This is a genomic window from Psychrobacter immobilis, from assembly GCF_904846175.1.
GTDB classification, from domain to species: domain Bacteria; phylum Pseudomonadota; class Gammaproteobacteria; order Pseudomonadales; family Moraxellaceae; genus Psychrobacter; species Psychrobacter immobilis_E.
In genome coordinates this window covers 509091-533377 of record NZ_CAJGZM010000001.1, presented here as the reverse complement: position 1 = coordinate 533377, position 24287 = coordinate 509091, and the positions used below count along the sequence as shown (strand labels likewise).

Sequence of the window (24287 nt, the reverse complement as noted above, 5' to 3'; positions counted from 1 at the left end):
AAATACTAAATAAGCAGGCATAAAAAAACCTTGCCCCAGTATTAGAACCGGTAACAAGGTTTTAGTCATCACGCTATAAACGCGAGATGCGGTCTAAACGCAACCAATCTTAAGCTTGTAAGCCTTTGATAGTTTTGTTTAGGCGGCTCTTACGACGAGCAGCTTTATTCTTATGAATAATACCTTTGTCAGCCATACGATCAAGAACCGGTACCGCTTTTTTATAAGCTTCGGTAGCCGCGTCATAATCTTTAGCAGCGATAGCCGCGTCAACACGTTTTAGATAAGTACGAACCATAGAGCGTTGTGACGCAGAGTTCTGACGACGTTTGGTGTTTTGACGGGCGCGTTTACGAGCTTGTGCAGTATTAGCCACGCGTATCTCCTTGATAAAGACAGATAAAAATATGAATGTTGATTGCAATAATAATGGGTTTAACAATCATCGGTGACGAGCAGCCTCTCGCCAAACATGATGTCGATGTCTGATATTAGAGTACCTATCTGTTATTAAAGGCACCTAAATTAGTAATAGATCATCGCAAGCGCCAGAACTGTTTGGAATAATTAAACAGCGTTGACGTGTAAAGCCGGTTATCTTAGCAAATTATTGCGCTTAGAACAATATATTTGATGATTAATGCGTAAAGAAGTTATGCTAGCACACGGATTGCTGGTTTTTAGTATTTTTAATTAAGCTTTTATTAGGTAAACGAGCGAAATATCTAGCAAAAATGCTGCTTTTAGATACCTAATTGGCGCAATCAATTTCATGGCTGATAAAATCTCTTACAATAAACTGTGTAGAATAGCGTCAGTTATCTCTGAATTTAGGTATGATACGGAAACAATAGGTTTTTAAAATACAAATCTTCTTGGCATTATAAATACTCTAACATTATATAAATGGATAGGCTATGCAGCGAAAAGCGATTTTGATTGGCGCCACAGGATTAGTAGGACAACATCTTGTGAAGCAGCTTAGTGAGCTTTATGACACGTTAATTGTGCTTGCACGGCGTCCGCCTCGCTATATTAATGCCAGCATGCGTTTTTATCAGGTCAATGATTTTGACAATTTGGCTGAAATATTTGCCAGCGTTGGCGCTGATAGTAAGACAGATGCTTTTAGTTGCCTTGGTACCACCAAAAAGCAGGCGGGTAGTGATGAAGCTTTTCGAAAAATCGACCATGATTACAATGTCAATTTTGCCAAACTCTGCCAAGCTAAAGGCGTAGAAAACTTCTTTTTATTGTCTTCAATGAATGCGGACATCGACAGTCGATTTTTATACAATCGGGTCAAGGCGGAAACTGAGCAGTCTATTATGGCGCTAGGTTTTAAACAGTTGGTCATCCTTCGTCCTTCTTTATTGTTGGGCAAACATAAAGGTCGTCCGCTTGAAAGCTTTGGTCAAAAAGCGTTTAAACTTATTTCGCCTTTGGTATCAGAGTCACTATCATTACACCCTATATCTGCAAAGCGCGTTGCCAGTGCCATGGCAATGAGTGCGCATGATGTTTATCAGCGTAATAAATACCGTAGTGAGCCCGCAATTCAAACCACAGATATTATCGAAAATAAACAAATGCTAGCGATGACTAAAGTCAAAAAATAGCCTAAGTATTAAATTAGAAAATTAAACTCAGAACCTATCTATTAATAGACTAAACATGAATAGCAAGGAGCGTCGCCATGCCAGAATCAACGATGAATAAAGAGAATTTTGTGACTTGTGATTTATTGGATGCCAATCCTGAGTCACAGGTATGTTTGCCCAATATCGAAGGCAAGTCTTTCTATAGCTTTGGTGGTAAAGACAGATTTTGCGGTGAAATCGTGACGGTGAAATGCTTTGAGGATAACAGCCGCGTGAAATCGTTATTAAATAGCGATGGTAAAGACAAAGACGGTAATGGCAAAGTATTGGTCGTTGACGGTGGCGGTTCGATGCGTTGTGCGCTGTTAGGCGATATGATTGCACAGTCGGCGATTGATAATGGCTGGGCAGGGGTGTTGGTATATGGCTGTGTCCGTGATGTTGATGATATGGCAGCAATGGATATCGGTGTCATGGCACTTGGTTGTATCCCACGTAAATCAAACCGCCGCGATGAAGGTCAAACCGATCTTGAAATCAGCTTTGGTGATTTAACCTTAAATTCAGGTATGTTTGTTTATGCAGATAACAACGGTATTATCGCTAGTGACAAGCCATTAATTTAGAAACAGCTTTTATTTTAAAAAAAGTTTAACAATTAAAACTCAAAAACCTCAGCTTAACCGTTGAGGTTTTGACATTTACTCATTCTATTTTTGTATCCGAGTATAAGTTTTATCAGCTATTTAGCTATTGGGTTTTTAATAAAAATGCTAAGTGACAAACCGTTACGGCATAAATTTTGGTAATTGCCAAAATATTCGTATAATAGCTTTCTGACTCTTAACCTTGATCCTATCCTTTATGCCTATCACTGCTTTGACTGACGCCTTTGAACCGATTAACCAGCAGTTATTCCCTATCCAGAATGCCCAGCGGCGTTGGCTGGCACCTGTGCATGGGGCAGTCAGTAGTTTATGGCTGGCAAGTCTGGTGCAGACATCGCTATGGAATGTTGCCGACCGTCTAAAGGTTGTGGTAACGCGTGACCAAAACCAGCTTAATCAGATAGAGACAGAGTTAGCATTTTGCGGCGTTGATGCTTATGTATTCCCTGATTGGGAGACATTGACCTATGATGAGCTGTCACCGCATCAAGATATCGTCAGCGAGCGTATCAATCTATTAACCGATATGCCAACGTCAGGCGTGCTGCTTATCTCGGTTCAGGCGTTGATGCATCGGGTCGCACCGCCAAGCTGGCTGATAGGACAGCATTTTGATTTGAGCGTGGGTGATCGATTTGATATCAATACCCAACGTGGCTTACTGGCAAAGGCAGGTTACCGAGCGGTTGAGAACGTCTTTGAGCCGGGCGAATTTGCCGTACGCGGTAGCATCATTGATATCTTTGCGATGGGTCAGCCGTTTCCGCTACGTCTAGATTTGTTTGATGATGAAATTGAAACCATTCGCTTTTTTAATCCGCAGACCCAGCGCACACTGACCGTTGATGACCTCAAAACCATGATGAATGGCAACGATAGCAGTATGGACAAAGAGTCGCTGTCGCTACTGCATAAACTGCCAGATATCTCAAAGCCTATTAAGCAATTTCAAATCTTACCGGCAAAAGAGTTTCCGCTTGATGAAGGGCGCGAGACATTCCGTACCAACTTTGCCGCGATGTTTCCTAATGCTAGCAGCCGTAAGTTTGAACTACATAAAGATGTGATGGCAGGTATCGCTAGTAGCGGACTTGAATATTATCAGCCGCTATTTTTTAATTTAAAAGCTTGGGAAGCTGAGAGTAGCTTATTTGCTTACTTACCAAGTGACGCCTTATTTATAACAGATGAGCTGATTAACGAAAAACAGGTAGATTACTGGTCACAAATTCAGCGCCGTTATGAAGAGCGTCGTCATGATATTGATAAACCCATCGTCGCCCCTGAGCTATTGTATTTATTATCAAATACTCTAAACGAGCACCTCAATCACTATCCACGCGTGATTTTAAGTGCTCGTAATGAATTGGCTACCATGACCGATGTCGCTGCGATTGATAGCAGTGATTCATTACTAGAAGATGCTTCATTGCTAGAAGTTGAAGAGCAGTCAAATTCACAGCCACAATTATCGCTTCTGCAGAGTAAACAGCAAGGCTTGGTGACGTTAAGTGCGCTAGAGCCGCCTCAATTATCAGTCAATCATCAAAAAGCTGAACCACTGACTGAACTGCTGGAATTTCTAGCGCTACAAGCGCAAACGGCGACACCAGTATTAATCGTTGCCGAAACAGCGGGTCGGCGTGAGATTCTAATCGAACTGTTTAAAGGTAAAATAGATATCAAAGCTTATGATAGCTTTGAGGCGTTTTTAGCCGCTGATAAAACTACTGGTCTTAATGCTAAAAAGTTGCCACAGGTTGGTCTAACCGTTGCGCCCATTGAGCGCGGGGTTTATGTTCCTGAACGTTTGGTGCTGATTAGTGAGACACAGTTATTTGGTCGCCAAGTATTGCAAACACGCCGTCGTCGTCAAAGCGGAGTATCAGAAGAGTTCTTGGTTAAAAGTGTTACTGAAATAACCGAAGGTAGTCCTGTTGTTCATATCGAGCATGGTATTGGACGTTATCACGGACTGATTACGCTAGATGTGGGTGACGGTGAGCAAGAGTTTATTCACTTAAAATATGCCGATGATGCCAGTATTTATGTGCCAGTCGCCAATTTACAAATGATTAATCGCTATAGCGGCGGTGATCCTGCGCTTGCGCCATTGCATAAAATCGGTAGCGGAAAATGGGATAAAGCCAAGCAAAAAGCGCTCGAGCAAATCCATGACGTAGCGGCTGAGCTGCTTAATATGCAAGCACGGCGCGAAGCCAAAGTTGGTATTCATTTCAAAATAGATCTATCGCAATATGAGTTATTTGCCAGTCAGTTTGCCTTTGAAGAAACGCCTGACCAAGCCAATGCCATCCATGCGGTGATGGAAGACATGAAGCAAAACCAGCCAATGGATCGTCTCATCTGCGGTGATGTCGGCTTTGGTAAAACGGAAGTTGCTATGCGCGCCGCCTTTATTGCGGTCAGCGCCGGTTATCAAGTGGCAGTGTTGGTGCCGACAACCTTGCTAGCCGGTCAGCATGAAGACAATTTCCGCGACCGTTTTGCTGATTGGCCGGTACGTATCGAAACGCTATCGCGCTTTGGTGGCAAAAAGCATCAAGAAACGGTGCTAACAGACCTCGCAGCAGGTAAGGTCGACATCGTAATCGGCACCCATAAATTATTACAACCAGATGTAAAATTCTCTAATCTAGGTTTGATGATTGTCGATGAAGAACATCGCTTTGGTGTGCGTCATAAAGAGCGAATTAAGGCGATTCAGACCGATGTGGATAGCATGTCGATGACAGCTACACCGATCCCTAGAACGCTCAATATGGCGCTCTCAGGTATGCGTGATATGTCGATTATTGCCACGCCACCAGCTCGCCGTCTGGCGATTAAGACCTTTGTCATGCAAAAGACAGAAGCTTTGATGAAAGAAGCTATCTTGCGTGAGCTGCTACGTGGCGGTCAGGTTTATCTATTGCATAATGACGTGGCGAGTATTGAGCGTATGGCAGAGACTATACGTGAACTGGTGCCTGAGGCGCGAGTAGGGGTCGCTCACGGGCAAATGCAAGAGCGTCAACTTGAGCAAGTAATGCAGCAGTTTTATCATAAAAAGTTCAACGTGCTGATATGCTCAACCATTATTGAAACGGGTATTGATGTACCCAATGCTAATACGATTATCATTGAGCGCGCGGATAAGTTTGGCTTGGCTCAATTGCATCAACTTCGTGGTCGCGTCGGTCGTAGCCATCATCAAGCCTATTGTTATCTACTGGTGCCGTCTATTAAAGGTCTTAAAGGCGATGCTAAACGCCGATTGCATGCGATTGAACGCGCCAATACTTTGGGTGCAGGTTTTATGCTGGCAAGTGAAGACTTAGAGATTCGCGGTGCTGGTGAAATACTTGGTAAGCAGCAAAGTGGTAATATGCAGGCGATTGGCTTTAGCTTATATATGGATATGCTTGAGCGGGCGACAAAAGCGATTAAAGCGGGTAAGGAACCTGATTTGAGTACGCCATTGTCACTGACTAGCGAGATTAATCTGCATAGCTCGGCATTGATTCCTGAAGAATATTTACACGATGTCCATCAGCGTTTATTGTTCTATAAACGCATTAGTAATGCCGATGATAAAGAGGCATTAACTGATATCCGTACCGAAATGATTGACCGTTTTGGTGTTTTACCAGAACAGACCAAGCAGTTGTTTGCTATTCATGGACTGCGCATACAAGCCGAGCCGCTAAAAATTAATAAGATTGATGCTAATAGCAACAGCATGACGTTAGAGTTTGCCCCTGATACGCCAGTCGATGCGTTAGCAATTATTAAGTTGATTCAATCAAATGGGCAACGCTATCGTATGAATGGTGCATCTGGTATTCGTTATCAGGATGCTAATAAACTGGCAACACCGCAGCAGCGCGTCACTGCGATTCAAGAGTTATTACGCTATTTTAGCGAGCATATGGTGGCAGAGTCAGCTTAGCTTCATTGATTTATATCGTTAAACTAAGTACATTTGCTAAATGGTTTAAGTAATGCAAATGTCATACCCTAAGACAATCAGTCATGGCGCTATTTTATCGATTGGATAACTGATAAAATAGCGACACCCTATATTTAGCTTATTATCCTTATAGCTTATTAATTTTTGAATTAATTCTAATTCCTTTTATTCAAGCGTCATAACAAGAGAACCGTCATTATGTTCCAACTTCATCATAAACTTGCGGCTGATAGTTTTTTAGTGGGTGATTTCCCATTATCGACCTGTCGTTTAATCAATGATTGTCAGTTTCCTTGGTTGATATTGGTGCCGCGCGTATCAGGTATCAAAGAATTATATGAGCTGTCTGAGGCAGACCAAACGCAGTTTTTACGTGAATCGAGCTGGTTATCAAGCCAATTGGCTAAGACTTTTCAAGCCGATAAAATGAACGTGGCAGCACTCGGCAATCAGGTGCCGCAGCTACACTTCCATCATATCGTCCGTTATCAAAACGACATGCAGTGGCCAAATCCAGTATGGGGCGTTCCTGCTGTGCCTTATACTAAAGAAGTGTTGGCGCAGATGCAGCAGACATTAATGATGGCATTACGTGGTCATCATCAAATGCCGTTTGATTGGCAAATGTAATCAAGCGTTAAACGACTATTTAAGTTGTTTTAACCATAAAGTGTTTTACATTTGTCTGTTATTCATTATATTAGAGAGTGGGTTGGTTAAATGGATATAGCCAACTTATCTGCTCGCAGCCGTTTTTTTGCGTATTAATCAGTAAGCTTGATTTAGCGCATTGGAAAAGCTTCGAGGTATTTAGTCTTGGATTGAAACCTTTCAATCTGAGATTTCACTCTATGTTAAGGATAACAGATGGCTACTTCCTCTATTGCATCCCCATTACTACGACCTTCTATGTTACTTATCTCAATTTGTACCGCCGCTCTCGGTTTAACGGCCTGTGAGACGGATTCAACTGAAGCTGCTTCATTACAGGCTGACTCAACACAGTCAGTATCCGTACAGTCCGATTCAGGGCAAACCATTACCGAAAATACCTCAGCATCAGACAGCTCTGTCACGTTAAATCATAGCGCCTCTGCCATGTCTATGAGAGGAATGCCGACAAGTCAGTATCTCGTTGGTAGCGGTAAGGCAGATATCACCGGTGCGGCTGCCGAAACTGGCATGTTTGGTTATGCTTCTGGTCAAGTGGTACAAGGTATTAACGACCGCTTATACTCTCATGCTTTTATTATCGGCGAAGCGGATAAAAATGAGGGCAAACGCGTCGTATATGTATCAGCAGATATGGGCGCGATGTTTACTGCGGTAAAGCTTGAAGTCATCAAACGCCTGCAAAAGAACTATGGCGAACTATATAACGATGATAACGTCATGCTCACCGCCACTCATACTCATGTGGGTAATGCTGGCTACTCGCATCAACAGCTGTATCAAATTGCCAGTACCGACGATACGCTATCAGGCTATAGCAGCCAAAATTTCAATGCTATCGTTAATGGCATTGTCACCTCGATTAAGCGTGCTCACGATACCTTGGCTCCCGGCACGCTATCTTTGGCGCAAGGCGAGCTAAAGGGTGCAACGCTCAATCGCTCAGAGTTTGCTTATAACAATAATGTTGATGCAAAAGACTTTGATAGTAATGTCAATGAGACCATGACTCAGCTGCGCCTAAATGCTGCCGATGGTACACCAGTGGGTCTGATCAATTGGTTTGCACTGCATCCAACCAGCTTTAGTAATCAATTTATGCATCTAAGCGCTGACAATAAAGGCTTTGCCCAACGCGGCGCAGAAAAGATCTTTGCTGGAAAATCAGACAAGCCGTTTGTCGCAGCTTTTGCCAATGCGGATGAGGGTGATGTACTGGCCGCAGGTGGCAATGCCAACTCAAAACCTGGCTATCAAGGTAGTGACAATGAGTGGGAAAATGTCAGGCGTGATGGGCAACTGCAGCTTGATAAGGCGGTCGAGCTTTGGAATCAAGGTGCGCCCGTTGCTGGTCCAATAAACGTACGCGCGCGCTGGATTGATTTAAAGGGCTACCAAGTCGATGGTAAATTCACCAATGGCGCGGGCAATAAAGTTCTATGTATGCCAGCTCGTGGTTACTCCTTTGCTGCTGGCGGCGAGAATGGGCCATCGAACATACCCGGTATGTATGAGGGTATGACGCGAGAAAACTTCCGTATTAATGACGATATTAATAAAGTGGATCAATCCTTTTTAGGAAGCTTAACGCGCGGCGCGTTTGGCATTGTTTCAACTGTCAGCCAAGATGATTGTCAGGCTGAAAAACAAGTCTTATTGCCAACGGGCAGCTGGGGCTGGATTAATACTCAGCAACCTGTTCAGCTGATGCGTATCGGTAATATCGCCCTCGTTGCTATTCCCGGCGAGCCGACCACCATGGTTGGACGACGAATGCGCGCTGCCGTGCTTGCACAGCTAAAAGACTCAGGGGTCGACACGGTTATTATTAATGGTTTGGCGAATAACTATAGCGGCTATTTAAGTACGCGCGAAGAATTTGCCACCCAGCATTATGAAGGGGCGTCTACCGAGTATGGCCCTTATCAAGCCGCTGCTTATATACAAGAATATACGCAACTGGCCGAAGCGCTGCGTGATGGTATCGAGGTTTATGACAATGCCACACCGCCTGATCGCTCAGGTAAATCGTTTAATGAGCGCCCAGGCGTGGTATTTGACGATAAGCCTTTAAAACAAAGTTGGGGACAAACCCTTACTCAGCCCAAAGTCAGTTATCAAAAAGGTCAGGTTGCCACAGCCGTATTCCGCGGCGCTCACCCTAAAAACAATCTACGCACCGAAGACAGTTTTTTAAAGGTGCAGCGTTTTGAGAATGGTCAGTGGATCGATTATCTGAGTGATAGCGATTTTGATACCACTTATACTTGGAAGCGTGAAGGGGCGGCTTTTAGTAAAGCCATCATTGATTGGCGAATCAGTAACGATACCCCAGCGGGTACTTATCGATTGACCCATCAAGGCGACTGGAAAAATGGTTGGACGCATAAAATCAAGCCGTATTCAGGCGTTTCTAATAGCTTTATCGTTCGGTAACCAATTTTTATAGCTTCATTTTCCACTTAATCTTTACATATAAAAAAGCCAGATAGCAATTATCTGGCTTTTTCATTTTTGTCACTGTTATTCGCTTAAATCATCTCTATTAACCGTTAACTTTAAACCGCTTTTCAAACCAATAAGCGACCAGTGGTATGCTTTTTCTTACCAGTAACCTAGGTTCGATGGGAATAAGGCAGTATAATGTATAGATTTACTATCTACTTATATTATCAATGGTTTATAAAGGCAAGTATTGTCTAAAGCACAAATGATGATATAGACCTTATTTTTATTTAAATTCCTGATGGTTTTTCTTTAGGCGAATATCGACCATGGCACTTGTAGAAGCATCACGCCCAAAGACTCCTGTAAAGGATAGCGATAGTAAGACCTATCAGTTCGATTATCCAGAAATCTTCGTTTTAATACTGACAGTCATCTTGCTCGCTGTGCATTTTAATTTTAGTGCAACTTCAATGGCGCTGGCTGTCATTGTCTGTCTGCCTAGTTTGATGATTTTAATTTATAACTATCGTCGCCAAAGCAGTTTTTGGACGTCTAATATTGTCATCATTTTATTGTCAGCGGTCATTGGTTCGATACAGTTCTGTGCTGTGATTGCACTCAGTCTAGCAGCACTCATTGGTCTGCGCGTTATTCTCAGTCGTCCTGAAAATCATCTAAAGCTTATTGCTGTTTCAGTAGTAACGATGATTGTTTTTTATTATGTCAGCGTCACGTTAAGTAGCGCTGAGATCGATTGTCACGACAGCTTAATCACGCCTGTCGTCTTATTGGCCAGCATGATTGTGATATTGTGTCATTTTCGCCACGTTTATCATGATTATATAAACTATGAAGCTCGAGCGCAGCAAGCGGTTGGGCGTCTAAATACCATGGTTTCTGTGATTAATAAATTGACGCGTTTTGTCCCGCCGCAAGTTTGGGAGCCAATCGTCAAATCTGATAGTCCCGTTAGCGTCGAAAATAAACGTGCCAAGCTGACGATTATGTTTTCAGATATCGTTGGCTTTACTGAATTGTCAGATAGTTTGAGCGCGGATAATTTGGCGGATATTTTAAATACTTATATGCACTGTATGACGTTAATTGCCAATAAACATGGAGCGGTACTGGATAAGTTTATTGGCGATGGTATGGTATGTTTTTTCGGTGAACCAAATAGCCGTGGACCGCGTCAAGATGCGCTTGATTGTGTCGCAATGGCGATAGATATGCGCCGTGAGATGCGCACCTTGCGGCAAAAATGGCGTCTATTGGGCTTTGAGGGTTTGTATATCCGTATTGGTATTACCACTGGCTACTGTCATGTCGGTAACTTTGGTAGTAATAATCGTCTAAGCTATACGCTGATTGGTAAAGAGGCCAACCTTGCATCAAGGCTTGAAGCGGCTGCTAGTAAAGGGCAGATATTCATTAGCGAAAGTACCCATGACTATATATCGCATGATTATGACTGTGAATATGCGGGTGCTTTCCAGCTAAAGCGTTTTGATAATAAAGTAAGCGCATGGCAAGTACTTGACCCTGATGAAAACAAAGGTCAGTTATCAAAGTGGGTTGACCATACGCTACCAGGTTTTAATTTGCACCTAAACTTTCGAGATATGCAAGATAACGATTATCAAGACATTCGAGATCGTCTAAATCTTGCGCTCGAACGTATCGGACAACAAGAGAAAGCAGTCGCGCTTGAGATAATAGCAGCAAGTAAGCAAGAAAATTCTAGTCATAATTAAGCAAAGATTGATTTCGACTTGGATGCATTTATAGAAAATGAGCATTTAAAAAAGGCGAGTTAAAATTGCGCGCAGAATGTCACACTTGTAAAAAGAAAAATCCAGTTATGATGAATAACTGGATTTTTTAGTTTAGATTTATACGTTATTATTTAGTGATTTTCTTTAGCATGGTTTAATGTGTATTTAGGAATTTCGATAGTTAGGTCATCATCCTCAAGCATCACTTGGCATGATAAGCGTGAATCAGGCTCTAAGCCCCAAGCGCGATCTAGCAAATCGGCTTCGACATCGTCCATCTCATCTAAGGTATTAAAGCCCTTACGGACCACGACATGACAGGTGGTACACGCTTTTGACATCTCGCAAGCGTGTTCAATTTTAATGCCTTTTTCTAGCAAAGCTTTACATAAGTTGCTGCCTGCTTCTAGCTCGACTTCGGTGCCTTCAGGGCAAATTTCATGATGGGGTAATATCGTAATTTTTGGCATAAGTTATCTGTCCGCTGCTAATCAATTAAAAAATAAAAAGGATAAAATTAGTACAGTTACTAAATAAGTTTCTTAAGCGTCCATGTTGCTTAAACGCACATAGTATCAACGCTATCTACTACCAATCTTGCGCACTGGTGCCTGCCATGCTGGCTTTGACGCTTTGATTCATAATGCGGGCAGCAAAGGCATCACTATGTGGTTTCAATTTGGCTTGTTTGGCTTCTATGGTGGCTAAATCGTCAGTGCTGAGTGCAGCTTGCAACCCTTGCATAGTTTGCGCCAATGACTGCTGCTCTTCAGGTGAGATTAGCGCTGCAAACTCATTAAGCGCCGATTGTAGCGCCAATAATTCACGTTCCGCTTCTACCTTGGTCTCAATTAAAGAGCGTGCATTTTTATCTTCTTCAGCGTATTTAAAGCCAGCTATCAATAGTTGCTCTTTTTGCTCATCAGACAGACCATAAGATGGCACAATCTCGATTTTACTTTCAGTCTTAGTGGTGGTTTCTTGCGCACTGACGGTTAGCTGTCCATTGGCATCAATACTAAAGGTCACTTCGATACGGGCAAAGCCGGCTTTCATTGGAGGAATGCCATAAAGCTCAAAGCGTCCAAGCGAACGGCAGTTATCGACTGTTTCGCGCTCGCCTTGTACCACATGAATGACCATGCCAGTTTGACCATCTTGATAGGTGGTAAACACTTGGCGTTTTTTGACCGGAATAGGGGTGTTACGCGGAATCAATACTTCAACCAACCCGCCCATTGTTTCAAGACCGAGCGATAGCGGCGTCACATCGAGCAACAATAGATTGTTATCACTATCGCCATTGACCAATTGATGCGCAGTTTGTGCTGCCCCTAAAGCGACTACTTCGTCTGGATTCAAGCGGCAAAGCGGCTCTTTAGCAAAAAATTCTGCAACCACTTGTTGAATTGCTGGCATACGCGTAGAACCACCGACCAAAATCACTTCATCTAAATCAGCGGCAGATAACTTGGCATCGCGCAGTACTTGCTCGCAGACGCTCAACGTGCGGCGACTGACAGGTTCTGCAATAGTCATCAAATCTTTAAGGTTTAAAACACCTTGATAAGATTGCCCATTGACGACAATATCGATATCAACTTGCTCAGCATCGGTCAATGCTTGCTTATAAGCTTTGGCTTGTTGAGCGAGTATTGATTTGTCATGCAGACTTACGTCTTTAGGATCGATATTTAATTGCTTAATCAGCCAATTGGTCAATAAGCGGTCAATATCATCGCCGCCAAGCGCGCTATTGCCGCCCGTAGCCAATACTTCAAATACGCCATCGCTTAACTTTAAAATAGACACATCAAAAGTACCACCACCCAAATCGTAGATTAAGTAGTATTTTTCAGTATTGTCATCGCTAGGTTGGTCTAGACCGTAGGCGACGGCCGCAGCGGTAGGCTCATTTAATAAGCGCAATACATTGATACCAGCTGCTTGCGCCGCATCTTTAGTGGCTTGGCGCTGCGCTTCATCAAAGTACGCTGGCACAGTAATCACCGCGCCTTGTATGCTGTCATCTGGCAAAGCACTTGCGGCACGTTGTTCTAACGCCGCTAAAATACGCGCTGAAACCTCAACAGGAGATACTTCCCCTTGCGCCGTCACAAACGCTGGCATCGCATCTTTGCTGCCACTTAATTCATAAGGATGGGAGAATTTAATATCTTCTTGGCTACGACCCATAAAGCGCTTAGCCGAGATAATCGTATTTTTTGGATCATCTGCTAAGTGGGCAAGGGCGTCATAGCCGACCAGTGGCTTGCCAGTGCTTGGATAGTAGACCACAGACGGTAACAAGGTATCTGTCGTTGTGCCTGCTTGCAAAACTTGCGCCTTGCCTGAGCGTACCACAGCAACCAGTGAGCGCGTGGTACCAAGGTCAATTCCTAGACCAAAACGATGCTGGTGAGGTTGGGCACTTTGATTGGGTTCGGCAATTTGCAATAAAGACATAAGAAAACTCAAAGATAAAATGAATAAGTGAAATGGAACAAAGGCAATATACGGGCGACTATCATTTAACCGCTGTGCTATTAATCTCTATTAATAATTAGAAATAGTTGAACATAGGCGTTTGAAAATATATGGATTTAGTAAGCAAGAGTAAAAATGGTAAAAGTATTTAATATTCACAATTATACGGGATAATAGCTGTTATTTTAACCATATCCTTATATAAACTCTTCAGTTTTAAAGTTAAACCGTTTTAATTATCATGATGTTAAACATATAAATCATCGTCATCTGAATGTTCAGCAGAGGCCACTGTATCAAGCCCTGTGGTCACATCGGCATCTAGCTTTACTAAGAATTTTAACTTTTGCGTGGCGTCAATCGCGGTTTGCCAGTCTTGGCTTTGATAAGCGGTGTTAAAGCGCTCAGATTGTCTGGCTAAACGCTCAGTAATCTGCGGATGTAATTGCTTTAGCGTTGCTATGTCTTTAGCACCAATAGCGTCGTCTAAGTCTATACGCATTTCCATCGCATCTTCTAAAAAGTCTAAATCGGCAATAGAATGCTCTAAATTCTGGGCTTGACCTGCGATATCTAATAAGTAGCTGGCACGACTATCGGGTACACTTAGCGTTTGATAAGCTTGGTTAATAAGTGCTGATGCTTGTTCTGATTGCTGTTTAGCTTGCGCACTATCTGCCGCATTTTTAGCATTTGCTACCGATAGATTATCCGGATGATAGCGTTTTTGTAGCAGACGCATCTGCTGATCAAGATGCTCTTGATTGACTGCAAATTGTACAGGTTGTTCAAATAGGGCAAAGAAATTATCAAACTGTGCTTCTGAGTTGAGGTCTGTCATATCGTCTGCCTTCATTTCTATTTATTATTGTCAGGACTTTACTGTTTTGATGATCGCTTTAAATAGTGATTTTTTTAAAACCAGTATTTAAGCGCTAAGCGTTTGTATGTTAACCGTTTAGCGCACTCTCGTTTAAATTTTTAAACCGTAAACGATTCACCACAACCACATTCACCTTTTTGATTGGGATTGGTGAATTTGAAGCCTTCGTTAAGACCTTCTTTTTCATAATCCATCAATAAGCCATCTAAATAGACCAAGCTTTTAGGGTCAATAAAAATATTAACGCCAAGACTTTCATAACGGGTATCATTTTCGTCAGGTGTGTCAACAAACTCTAGGACATAAGCCAAGCCTGAGCAGCCCGCTGTGCGGATACCCACTCGAATGCCTTCACCTTTACCGCGATTGTCCAAAAAATCTCGAACATGCTGAGCGGCGCGTTCTGTCATTTCAATCATGCCAACTCCCATTGACTATCAAAAATCGATAATAATAATTCACGTAAAATGCTTTTTTTGTATAAAACATGATACTAATAACATAGTGCTAATAAAGCGTTGTGAATAATATTCTGTAAATAAATCATTAAAAAATAAATAAAAGGTGACAATTACATGAGCGTTATTGTCACCTTATTAGCGTTAGTAGCTTCTAACGTTACTGCTCATGGCTTTTGCTAAAATACTGCTATTAAAGTATTGCTACTAAAATTTGGCTACTAACGCTTATTACATTAATAAGCGCATACGCTCTAAATTATCTTAGCTCGTTGCTTCTTCTGTTATCGCAGCAGCGTTATGCTTACCTTTATAGTCGCTAATCGCGGCTTTAATGGCGTCTTCTGCAAGTACAGAGCAATGCACTTTTACTGGTGGCAATGCCAATTCTTCAGCAATGTGGCTGTTCTTAATCTCGCCAGCTTGATCCAAACTTTTGCCTTTTAGCCACTCGGTGACGAGTGAGCTTGAGGCAATTGCTGAACCGCAGCCATAAGTTTTAAAACGTGCATCTTCGATGATGCCGTTATCATCGACTTGGATTTGTAGACGCATCACATCACCACAAGCTGGGGCTCCGACCATACCAGTACCAACGTTTTTGGCATTTTTGTCAAGATTGCCGACGTTGCGTGGGTTTTCGTAATGATCAATAACTTGGTCACTATAGGCCATGGGGTTTTCTCCTAGTTAGGTGATGAGTAGGTAGTTAGACGATGAAAATGAATCAGTCACTTACTAACGCTAAATGGTTATCTACTCATCGATAATTGGGGTCAAACATGTCGTTCATAAAACTGTATTTATAAAAACTAGATGTATGATTAATTGTTTGTCATAATGGTTATATTTGATAACCATTAGACGTTTTAACTATTAAAGGTTTTACTGATAAATATTAATGCTCAGACCATTCTACCGAGTCTAGATCAACACCTTCTTGATACATATCCCAAAGTGGCGATAGGGCACGTAATTTATCAACCGCTTCATGCATCTGCTTGATGACTGTATCGATGTCTGCTTCAGTGGTATAACGACCAAAGCTAAAGCGGATTGAGCTATGTGCCAATTCATCTGGGCGACCAATAGCACGCAATACGTATGATGGCTCAAGCGTTGCTGAAGTACAGGCAGAACCTGATGATACCGCTAAGTCTTTTAGCGACATCATGAGTGACTCGCCTTCAACGAAGTTAAAGCTGATATTTACAATATTTGGTACACTGTTTTCTAAATCACCGTTTAGATAAATCTCTTCGATATCTTGTAGACCGTCCCACAGCTTTTGACGTAATTTTGCCGCGTGCGCATGGTCTTCTTGATAGCGCTCATTGGCTAAAGCAAATGCTGCGCCGAGACCAACGATTTGATGCGTCGGCAATGTACCTGAACGCATACCGCGCTCATGACCACCGCCATGCTGTTCCGCTTTTAGGCGAACACGTGGCTTACGGCTGACAAATAATGCGCCGATACCTTTAGGACCATAAGCTTTATGACCTGAGAAACTCATTAAGTCAATTTTCATCTCTTGAAGATTAACCAATACTTTACCAACTGACTGTGCACCATCGACATGGAAAATAACGCCGGCTTCGCGAGTAATTTCACCAATCGCCGCGACGTCAGTAATGGTACCAAGCTCATTATTTACCATCATCAGCGATACTAAAATCGTATCATCACGTAGGGCTTCTTTAACTTGCTCTGGTAAAATCAAACCAGTGCTTGGCTGCGGCTCAAGATAAGTAATCTCAAAACCTTCTTGCTCAAGCTCACGGCAAGTATCTAATACGGCTTTATGCTCAATCTTACTGGTAATAATATGCTTACCACGGGACTGATAAAAATGTGCTGCGCCTTTGATGGCTAAGTTATCTGATTCTGTCGCGCCAGAGGTAAAGACGATTTCGCGTGGATCCGCATTAATCGCTTCAGCCACTTGCTGACGAGCCGTTTCTACCGCTTCTTCTGCTTGCCAGCCATAGCCATGTGAGCGTGATGCTGGGTTACCAAAGATGCCGTCTACCGTCAGATATTCGCTCATCTTGGCAGCGACTGACTTAGCAACTGGCGTGGTGGCGGCATAATCTAAGTATATAAGGTTGTTATGTTGGCTCATGCTGGGTTTGCCTCGCTGGTCGATAGAGTAATAGTATTGATGTCTTTTGTAGAGATGTCTTTTGGAAAAGAAATATGCTGACGGTCTGAGACCGACTGCACGTGTTCCATGTCTAATAATTGCGCTAATGTTATATTTTTCAAGTACTGTTCGACATGATTTGAAAGGGCACACCATAAATCATGTGTTAGGCACATTGTACCACTTTGGCAATCGCCGCGTCCTTCGCACTGCATAGCGTCCACAGATTCATCGACGGCAGAAATGATGCTCATCACATCAATCTCATCAAGTGGTTTGGCTAGGTGGTAGCCGCCTGCTGCGCCGCGAATACTGGTGACTAAACCACGCTTACGAAGCTTTGAGAATAACTGTTCAAGATAAGAGATAGATATCGATTGCCGCTTGGCAATATCAGATAACGAGACGGCGCTGTCTTGTTGGCTGGTTTGTAATGCCAAATCAAGTAAAGCGGTCACGGCGTATCTGCCTCGAGTAGTCAAACGCATGTGTTATCTCCAAACCTTTTAAGGATAAATTTATTTAACAACGATCTTAGTCATGTCGTATTGTTAGAAGTGCATCACTAGCGATAAATAATGAAAGTCTGTAAGTGCTTTATTAACCGCTGGCCATTAGTAATTAATACTATTAAATAACTAATTGATATTGAATAACTAATGCTATCTACACTTCTATTAAGGGAAATCATCTATGGACTAAGTGGTGTCTTGTCGCTATTAAACAGCAGATGGTTTACCCGATGTGTGCAACGATAGAGTCATTATAATCAATCCTGAGTAATTTAGTCAAGATTAAAGTGTGGTTGAATGGTGAGTGTGACTAATTGCCATTATTGATAAAAACAATGATAGGTAAAGTAGGTAGATGAGGAAAGTGAATACTTGAATAATAGCGCTGAGTTCGTGACTCTAGTTCATGACTTAAAGCGTTAATAAAAGCGTTTAATAATTTTGAGTTTATTAAACGCCAGATAAATAAGAGCAATGACTTTAAAACACCTTACTAATGAATTAGGCGGCTATAAATTGAGTCATTATAAATTAGGTCACTACTAATCATGTCATTATAAATAGAGCGATAATGGCAGCAATAGCGATAACAGCAGTAATAACTGTGGTAATCATAAAGGTCTTTTGCTTACTTTGTAACTCTTTTACCGTGGTTTCAAGCTCACGGTTTTTGATGGTCAAGGTAGTGATTTGAGTTTGCTGCTCTTTAATACGTAGCTTGTAGCTCTCTTTTTTATCAGCCATTTCTGCTTCAGTAGGCTTGTGCTTGCTTTTGTCACCCTTAATCTTTTTAATCAAACCTTGAATTAAGCTACCAAGACCCAGCTGCATAATAAACTGCTTTACCAACTGCACTTGTATCGACTCGCCACGCATTTGCAGCTTGTCAGTGGTTTCGCTGTCATGGGTGATGATGGCATTAATGACTTGAATACTATAAGCATTGATAACAACGTCAGGCTCAGTACGACCAATAGGCAGGCGGTTATCCAACAATACGCCCTTGGTGCTAAAGGTGGCAAAAACTTCCACATGCGGTAAATACAGTCTTAGCGCAACAACAGTCTCTTGCTTGGCAAGCGGATAAGCGGCTTTACGGAGTTCTGGGTCTAAACGTAACAGCAGGGTCAGCGCCGACTCGATAAACACCAAGATGATATTAAGCAGAGAGTGAGACAACGTGGAACGCTTCATTTAAATAATCCGTTTTTATCGTGTAAGTAAAAGAGAAAAGGACAAGCAAGGATCAAAATCGACCCAAAATAGGCAATAGAATGGAGCTTATAGTAACGCCTTTATAATAAAAAGTAACGCCCGTTTCTGTCAGTTGGTAAATTATTACCTTACAATTTGCCAGTCAATAAATACACTGGTATTTATGACTGACAATGTACTAGTATGGCTTGGCAGCTATTCATTATGGGCAAACCTGATTTTTAGGTAGCGAAGTTAGCAATTTACATTTCGTACTGAAGCCTATACTGAATATCTGATAATGCTGTCATGCTATATAGGTAAACCACCGATATGACGATACATAGCTAAACCAACGATACTAAACTGTCTAAGACAAAGTAGCGATTTAGTAGAAAAGTTGCAGCAGTTTTAAGTAACATTGAGTGTCAAATAAGTAGCACAGTGGACAAAAATATGTAAAATCGCTTGCGCTCCTTATGCGGCCTTGATATAAAGACGTTAACAAAGCGAAACCTGTTTATGCGTGAGGCCAGTGGTTTTTATTGCTTAAGTACTCTGAGAGCGATACAATACTTGGTGTGAGCGTTTTTTACCCCCTAAAACTTGAAGGAAATTTTATGAATAAGTCAGAATTAATTGATAGCATCGCCGAAAAAAGTGGTCTAAATAAAACTCAAGCTGGTGAAGCTTTAAATGCAGTAATGGAAAGTGTTGGCGAAGCTCTAGAAGCTGGCGATAGCATCTCATTGGTTGGTTTTGGTACTTTTAGCGTAAAAGACCGTAAGGCTCGTACAGGCCGTAACCCTAAGACTGGTGAAGAGCTTAGCATTCCAGCGAGCAAAGTACCAAGCTTCAAAGCCGGTAAAAACTTAAAAGAGCGTTTAAACTAAGTCGTTTAAAGCAAACCGCTTTATTTAAGCCCTTTAATCTATTTTATGCCACACAGATGCTCGTTGACGACGTGATATACGAATAAAAACGGTGTTTGTTGGTAATAAATTGATAATGGCAACTCATGGTTTAAAGTACAATCAAAGCACAGTCTGAGTCATGAGTGATGTAGCAAAAAAGCACCTAGAGATTAGGTGCTTTTTTTAGTGCTATAATTTGTATCAATTAGTATGAATAGTAGCGTGAATATTTTGAGTATATCTTAAAAATCACGTATCATAGGGCGCGCGATAGCTGTGTTGTTTAAACAAGTGTTTTCAAAAAACCTTGTCATAAGCTTCATCAATCAGCCTTGTTTTACAACGATAAAATGCACACGTTTTTTTCTTACCATTGCCTGCTTATACAGCGTTGATATTATTAATAGTATTACAATGGTCTTTCATCAATATAGGTTAATAAAGCAGAGATAACTATGGATAAATTGCGCGATTTCTTAAAAAGTTGGCCGGGTCGCATTTTATTGATTCTATGCCTATCGCCGCTCGCTCTATTGGGTGTCGAAAGCTACTTTGGAGGCGGGGTCGATCCCAACCAAATCGCTCAAGTAGGTGAGGCAAGCGTGGGGATGTCCGAGTATCAGACGGCGGTAAATAGTCGCCGTAGCGAGCTTTTAGACCAAGTTGATGATGCCAGTTTATTAAATGAAGATGTGCTACACGAGCAAGTCTTAAAAGGCTTGATTGATCGCACCTTACTAGAGCAGCAGGCTGGCAAGCTTGGTATGACGGTTTCTGATGACACCATCAATCGCTTGTTGCGCCAAGAAGAAATCTTTAAAGATGCGGAAGGTAACTTTTCTAACGAGCAGTTTTCAAACTTTTTACGTCAGCGCAATATGACCAAAGACCAGCTATTTGCAGAGTTTCGCAATCAGTTAAGCCTAGATCAGCTCAATGCTAGTATCGTAGGCACCGCAGTTTATCCAATGCAAGCGGTCAGTCAATTGATTGACCTGCAGCTAGAGTCGCGCAATATTTGGCTGCATCGTTTTAATTGGCAAGACTATGCTGAACAAGTAAAGTTGAGCAAGGGTGACATACAAGCCTATTATGATGCCAATAAAGACAAGCTAAAAAGCGCGGCCATGGTGGATTTGGCTTACTTGCAACTGAGCCCGCAAGCGATTGAAGTTAATGAAGTCAGCAAAGAAGATGTTCAGCAGCAATATGAAGCCTATAAGCAAGGACTAGCCGTGGTTGACGAGCGTAAAATCAGCCAAATTTTGTTAACGGGTAAAGATGCCAAAGCGCGTGCTGATAAGATTAAAGCCCGTCTTGCTAAAGGTGAATCATTTGCTAAGTTAGCCAAAACCGAGTCTGATGATCCATCGGGAGAAACAGGCGGTGCTATTGGTAGCTTTAATCCCTCAGTATTTGGTAATGACGCCGCAGCAGTTGAAAAAGCGCTTGAAGGCTTAAGTGCTGGTGATGTCAGCGCGCCTGTGAAGACCAGTTTTGGCTATCAGATATTTACTGTGACCGAGGATAATGGTAGCAAAATACCAAGTTTAGAAAGCATGCGTGCAGAGCTAACGGCTAAAGCCAAAGAGTATAAGCGTCAGGAAATGTATGCCGATAAAGTCACGGCGATTAATGACTTGGCAGCAGATGGTTTTAGTATCGAAGACATCGCTCAGCAAGAAAATGTGCCATTAAAACGTATCAAAGATTATCGTAAAGAAAATAACACCTCTGTTTTGGCACAGCCAGTCGTAATTAAGCAGGCGTTTGATGAGTTTACTATTCAAGACCAAGCAGTGACGGCGGGTATTGAGGTCGGCAATGGCACGGTATGGGTACAACCAAGTAATTATCGTCCAACCAAAACATTATCTTTGACGGCAGCGACGCCACAAATAACGAAGGTATTACGTCAACAAAAAGCGACGGCTTTAGCATTACAAGAGGCGAAAAAACTAGCAACTGGTATTAAGACGCCTGCTGATATTGCTAAACAAGCCGTTAAACTGCAAGCGTTAGGCGAAATAAACCGTCAAACCACGCAATTGACTGAAAAAGAGCGTGGCTTAGCCTTTAGTCAGCAAGCGGCAGCAAATGGTGTCGTAGCAGTAGCGAGCGAGACTGAGATGGGTGCGACGCTATTGGTCGGTGATCGTATTAAAACAGAGCAGCAATCACCGTTGTCTGATGCCCAAAGAGCACAAACTGCCGCCATTATTCGTGATAATTTAGGTCAAGATCAGCTGCAAGATTATCTAGATTATCTACGTATGGTCTATAAAGTTGAGATTAACGAAGCCAATATGGCCAATGCGCAAGGAAGTTAATCGATTTATAAGGCATTTGTTGAACCATTTGTCTTAATAAATTTTATTAAATCTTAAATATAAAAAAGCCACTATTGATAGTGGCTTTTTTTATGCAATACGATTTTTATTTATTCTCAACGCTTTTGTCTTAACAGCATTATTTTAACTGCTGATTAATGGCGGAAATGACGCATACCAGTGAATACCATGGCGATACCATGCTCATTGGCGGCAGCAATTGTTTCGTCATCACGCATAGAGCCACCCGGTTGAATGATAGCAGCAATGCCGACTTCAGCAGCGTTATCGATACCATCACGGAAAGGGAAGAAGGCATCTGACGCCATTACCGCACCTTCAGTGGCAAGACCGGCGTGCTCAGCTTTGATAGCGGCGATACGCGCTGAATTTACCCGGCTCATTTGACCCGCGCCAACACCGATAGTGCGTTGACCTTTGGCATAAACAATCGCATTTGATTTGACATATTTAGCGACATTCCAGCTAAATAACAAATCAGCAATTTGCGCTTCCGTTGGCTGCACGTCAGTAACGATTTTTAAATCATTAGCGGTAATCAAGCCCAAATCTTGCTCTTGCACCAATAAGCCACCATTGACGCGTTTATAATCAAGTTGGCTTTCGCGTTGCTCAGGCGTTGGCAATTCACCGCAAACTAAGACGCGCACGTTTTTCTTGCTCGCAGTCGCCTCAAGAACGCCATCTTCGATACTTGGGGCAATAATAACCTCGACAAATTGATTGTCAATAATGGCTTTGGCAGCAGCAACCGTTAGTGGGCGGTTAAAGGCGATAATGCCACCAAAAGATGACTCAGGATCGGTACTAAAGGCAGTGCGATAAGCGGCTACTTGATCGTTATCTACGGCTACACCGCAAGGATTGGCATGTTTTACGATGACACAAGCGGGTGCACTAAAGGCTTTAACGCATTCAAGCGCGGCATCGGTATCAGCGATGTTGTTATAAGACAGCTCTTTACCTTGCAATTGCTTCGCGGTTGCAATAGACGCTTGCTTGCTTTTTAGGGCATGATTTTCAACATAAAAAGCAGCGTTTTGATGGGGATTTTCACCGTAGCGTAGGTCTTGTACTTTCTCAAGTTGGACGTTAAAGGTACGGGAGAAGTTCTCTGGTTCTTGAGTCTCATTCACTCGGCTGCCCAAGAAATTTGCAATCATACCGTCGTATTGTGCCGTATGCTCAAAGGCTTTGACGGCTAAATCGTAGCGTAAGGCATGGGTTAGGGTAGTTCCATCACCGAAGGCTTCGAGTACGCGCGTATAGTCAGCAGGATCAGTCACAATACCGACATGGGCGTGGTTTTTTGCTGCTGAACGCACCATAGTAGGACCGCCAATATCGATATTTTCGATCGCATCGTTCATAGTCACATCAGCACGAGCAATGGTTTGTGCAAACGGATAAAGGTTGACGACGACCAAGTCAATACGCTCAATGGCGTGCTCATTCATCACGGAGTCATCAGTACCACGGCGCCCTAAAATACCGCCATGAATCTTAGGATGCAAGGTTTTAACACGGCCGTCCATCATTTCAGGGAAACCGGTATAGTCTGATACTTCGGTGACAGCGACGTTGTGCTCGGTTAGCAAGCGGTAAGTACCGCCGGTCGATAGTAAGCCAAAACCTGCTTTCAACAGACCTTGAGCGAATTCAACGATATTAGATTTATCAGAGACTGATAGTAGGGCAAGCGGAGTTGTACTCATAAAAAAATTTCCATAAAAAAAGCCTGACGTAAACGTCTGGCAAGGTAATAATGGCAAGCAGTGCAGAGCATATCGGCTTTGATAAGATCATAAACTATAAACGTGCCATACATATTGAATGTCAGTTAGAAATGGTGATAAGGGTGGTGAGCACTATATTTGATGATAATAAGCAAAAGCAGGCGGCACAAGATATTAAGCCTTCCTACATCAAACTATAGACTACATTAAACCATAGGTTTTTAGCTTTTTGCGTAGTGTACCGCGATTGAGACCTAAAATTTGAGCACACTTGGTTTGATTGCCACGGCTCTTTTCAAGTACCACAGACAATAGCGGTTGCTCTATCTCTTTTAAAATAAGATTATACAAGTCGGTTGGCAGCTCATCATCTAACATCGAAAAATACTGCCGCACCACACGTTCTACGTGTACCCGCAATGGTTCATGAGCATGCATACTACTGTCTAAAAAAGACTCAACCTCGTGA

The 24287-nt window shown here is 42.4% G+C and carries 20 protein-coding genes; 9 read left to right on the top strand and 11 right to left on the bottom strand.

What is annotated here, in order from left to right; translation table 11 throughout:
* Positions 1-109 precede the first annotated feature (109 nt).
* A complete protein-coding gene (rpsT, locus tag JMW39_RS02170) occupies positions 110-376 on the bottom strand; it encodes a 30S ribosomal protein S20 (protein WP_010200097.1) in 267 nt (88 codons plus the stop codon).
* Between the two features lie 541 nt (positions 377-917).
* On the opposite strand from rpsT, the gene JMW39_RS02165 reads away from it, so the two are divergent.
* From JMW39_RS02165 to JMW39_RS02140, 6 genes are all read left to right on the top strand, one after another.
* The gene (locus tag JMW39_RS02165) at positions 918-1619 is read left to right on the top strand and encodes an NAD-dependent epimerase/dehydratase family protein (protein WP_201543357.1); all 702 of its coding nucleotides are present in this window, start codon (positions 918-920) and stop codon (positions 1617-1619) included.
* A 92-nt stretch (positions 1620-1711) separates the two neighbouring features.
* Positions 1712-2227, top strand: a complete 516-nt coding sequence (rraA, locus tag JMW39_RS02160) for a ribonuclease E activity regulator RraA (protein ID WP_227679161.1) — start codon at positions 1712-1714, stop codon at positions 2225-2227.
* 238 nt (positions 2228-2465) lie between these two features.
* A complete protein-coding gene (mfd, locus tag JMW39_RS02155) occupies positions 2466-6221 on the top strand; it encodes a transcription-repair coupling factor (protein WP_201543354.1) in 3756 nt (1251 codons plus the stop codon).
* Between the two features lie 219 nt (positions 6222-6440).
* A complete protein-coding gene (locus JMW39_RS02150) occupies positions 6441-6872 on the top strand; it encodes an HIT domain-containing protein (RefSeq protein ID WP_057759208.1) in 432 nt (143 codons plus the stop codon).
* A 237-nt stretch (positions 6873-7109) separates the two neighbouring features.
* Complete coding sequence (locus JMW39_RS02145; RefSeq protein WP_227679136.1) at positions 7110-9350, top strand: neutral/alkaline non-lysosomal ceramidase N-terminal domain-containing protein; 2241 nt, start codon at positions 7110-7112, stop codon at positions 9348-9350.
* 338 nt (positions 9351-9688) lie between these two features.
* Complete coding sequence (locus tag JMW39_RS02140) at positions 9689-11116, top strand: adenylate/guanylate cyclase domain-containing protein (protein ID WP_201543351.1); 1428 nt, start codon at positions 9689-9691, stop codon at positions 11114-11116.
* 152 nt (positions 11117-11268) lie between these two features.
* Here JMW39_RS02140 and fdx read toward each other — a convergent pair whose 3' ends face one another.
* The 8 genes from fdx to JMW39_RS02100 form a co-directional block, all read right to left on the bottom strand.
* Positions 11269-11607, bottom strand: coding sequence for an ISC system 2Fe-2S type ferredoxin (gene fdx / locus JMW39_RS02135; RefSeq protein ID WP_201543349.1), 339 nt, complete (start codon positions 11605-11607; stop codon positions 11269-11271).
* Positions 11608-11725: 118 nt separating this feature from the next.
* Positions 11726-13603, bottom strand: a complete 1878-nt coding sequence (gene hscA / locus JMW39_RS02130) for a Fe-S protein assembly chaperone HscA (protein ID WP_201543347.1) — start codon at positions 13601-13603, stop codon at positions 11726-11728.
* 268 nt (positions 13604-13871) lie between these two features.
* Positions 13872-14465, bottom strand: a complete 594-nt coding sequence (hscB, locus tag JMW39_RS02125) for a Fe-S protein assembly co-chaperone HscB (RefSeq protein WP_201543345.1) — start codon at positions 14463-14465, stop codon at positions 13872-13874.
* Positions 14466-14605: 140 nt separating this feature from the next.
* Positions 14606-14926: an iron-sulfur cluster assembly protein IscA gene (gene iscA / locus JMW39_RS02120; protein WP_149489769.1), complete on the bottom strand. Its 321-nt coding sequence runs from the start codon at positions 14924-14926 to the stop codon at positions 14606-14608.
* A 303-nt stretch (positions 14927-15229) separates the two neighbouring features.
* The gene (gene iscU, locus JMW39_RS02115; RefSeq protein WP_201543343.1) at positions 15230-15640 is read right to left on the bottom strand and encodes a Fe-S cluster assembly scaffold IscU; all 411 of its coding nucleotides are present in this window, start codon (positions 15638-15640) and stop codon (positions 15230-15232) included.
* A gap of 223 nt (positions 15641-15863) precedes the next feature.
* Positions 15864-17090: an IscS subfamily cysteine desulfurase gene (locus JMW39_RS02110; protein ID WP_201543341.1), complete on the bottom strand. Its 1227-nt coding sequence runs from the start codon at positions 17088-17090 to the stop codon at positions 15864-15866.
* On the bottom strand, positions 17087-17599 hold the full coding sequence (locus tag JMW39_RS02105; protein WP_149489772.1) for an Rrf2 family transcriptional regulator: 513 nt from the start codon (positions 17597-17599) through the stop codon (positions 17087-17089). Before JMW39_RS02105 ends, JMW39_RS02110 begins: the two co-directional genes overlap by 4 nt.
* 570 nt (positions 17600-18169) lie before the next feature.
* Positions 18170-18817, bottom strand: coding sequence for a hypothetical protein (locus JMW39_RS02100; RefSeq protein WP_201543339.1), 648 nt, complete (start codon positions 18815-18817; stop codon positions 18170-18172).
* Positions 18818-19398: 581 nt separating this feature from the next.
* On the opposite strand from JMW39_RS02100, the gene JMW39_RS02095 reads away from it, so the two are divergent.
* Both JMW39_RS02095 and JMW39_RS02090 read left to right on the top strand, forming a co-directional pair.
* The gene (locus tag JMW39_RS02095) at positions 19399-19710 is read left to right on the top strand and encodes an HU family DNA-binding protein (protein ID WP_223808465.1); all 312 of its coding nucleotides are present in this window, start codon (positions 19399-19401) and stop codon (positions 19708-19710) included.
* A 476-nt stretch (positions 19711-20186) separates the two neighbouring features.
* Positions 20187-22061, top strand: a complete 1875-nt coding sequence (locus tag JMW39_RS02090; protein WP_201543337.1) for a SurA N-terminal domain-containing protein — start codon at positions 20187-20189, stop codon at positions 22059-22061.
* Between the two features lie 155 nt (positions 22062-22216).
* Here JMW39_RS02090 and purH read toward each other — a convergent pair whose 3' ends face one another.
* Positions 22217-23797 (bottom strand): bifunctional phosphoribosylaminoimidazolecarboxamide formyltransferase/IMP cyclohydrolase, encoded by a 1581-nt coding sequence (gene purH / locus JMW39_RS02085; RefSeq protein WP_201543335.1) that lies wholly within the window; start codon positions 23795-23797, stop codon positions 22217-22219.
* 50 nt (positions 23798-23847) lie between these two features.
* Here purH and JMW39_RS02080 point away from each other — a divergent pair, with 50 nt between their 5' ends.
* A complete protein-coding gene (locus JMW39_RS02080) occupies positions 23848-24018 on the top strand; it encodes a hypothetical protein (RefSeq protein ID WP_201543333.1) in 171 nt (56 codons plus the stop codon).
* 1 nt (position 24019) lies between these two features.
* On the opposite strand, the gene fis is transcribed toward JMW39_RS02080, so the two are convergent.
* Positions 24020-24256: a DNA-binding transcriptional regulator Fis gene (fis, locus tag JMW39_RS02075; protein ID WP_201543527.1), complete on the bottom strand. Its 237-nt coding sequence runs from the start codon at positions 24254-24256 to the stop codon at positions 24020-24022.
* Positions 24257-24287 lie beyond the last annotated feature (31 nt).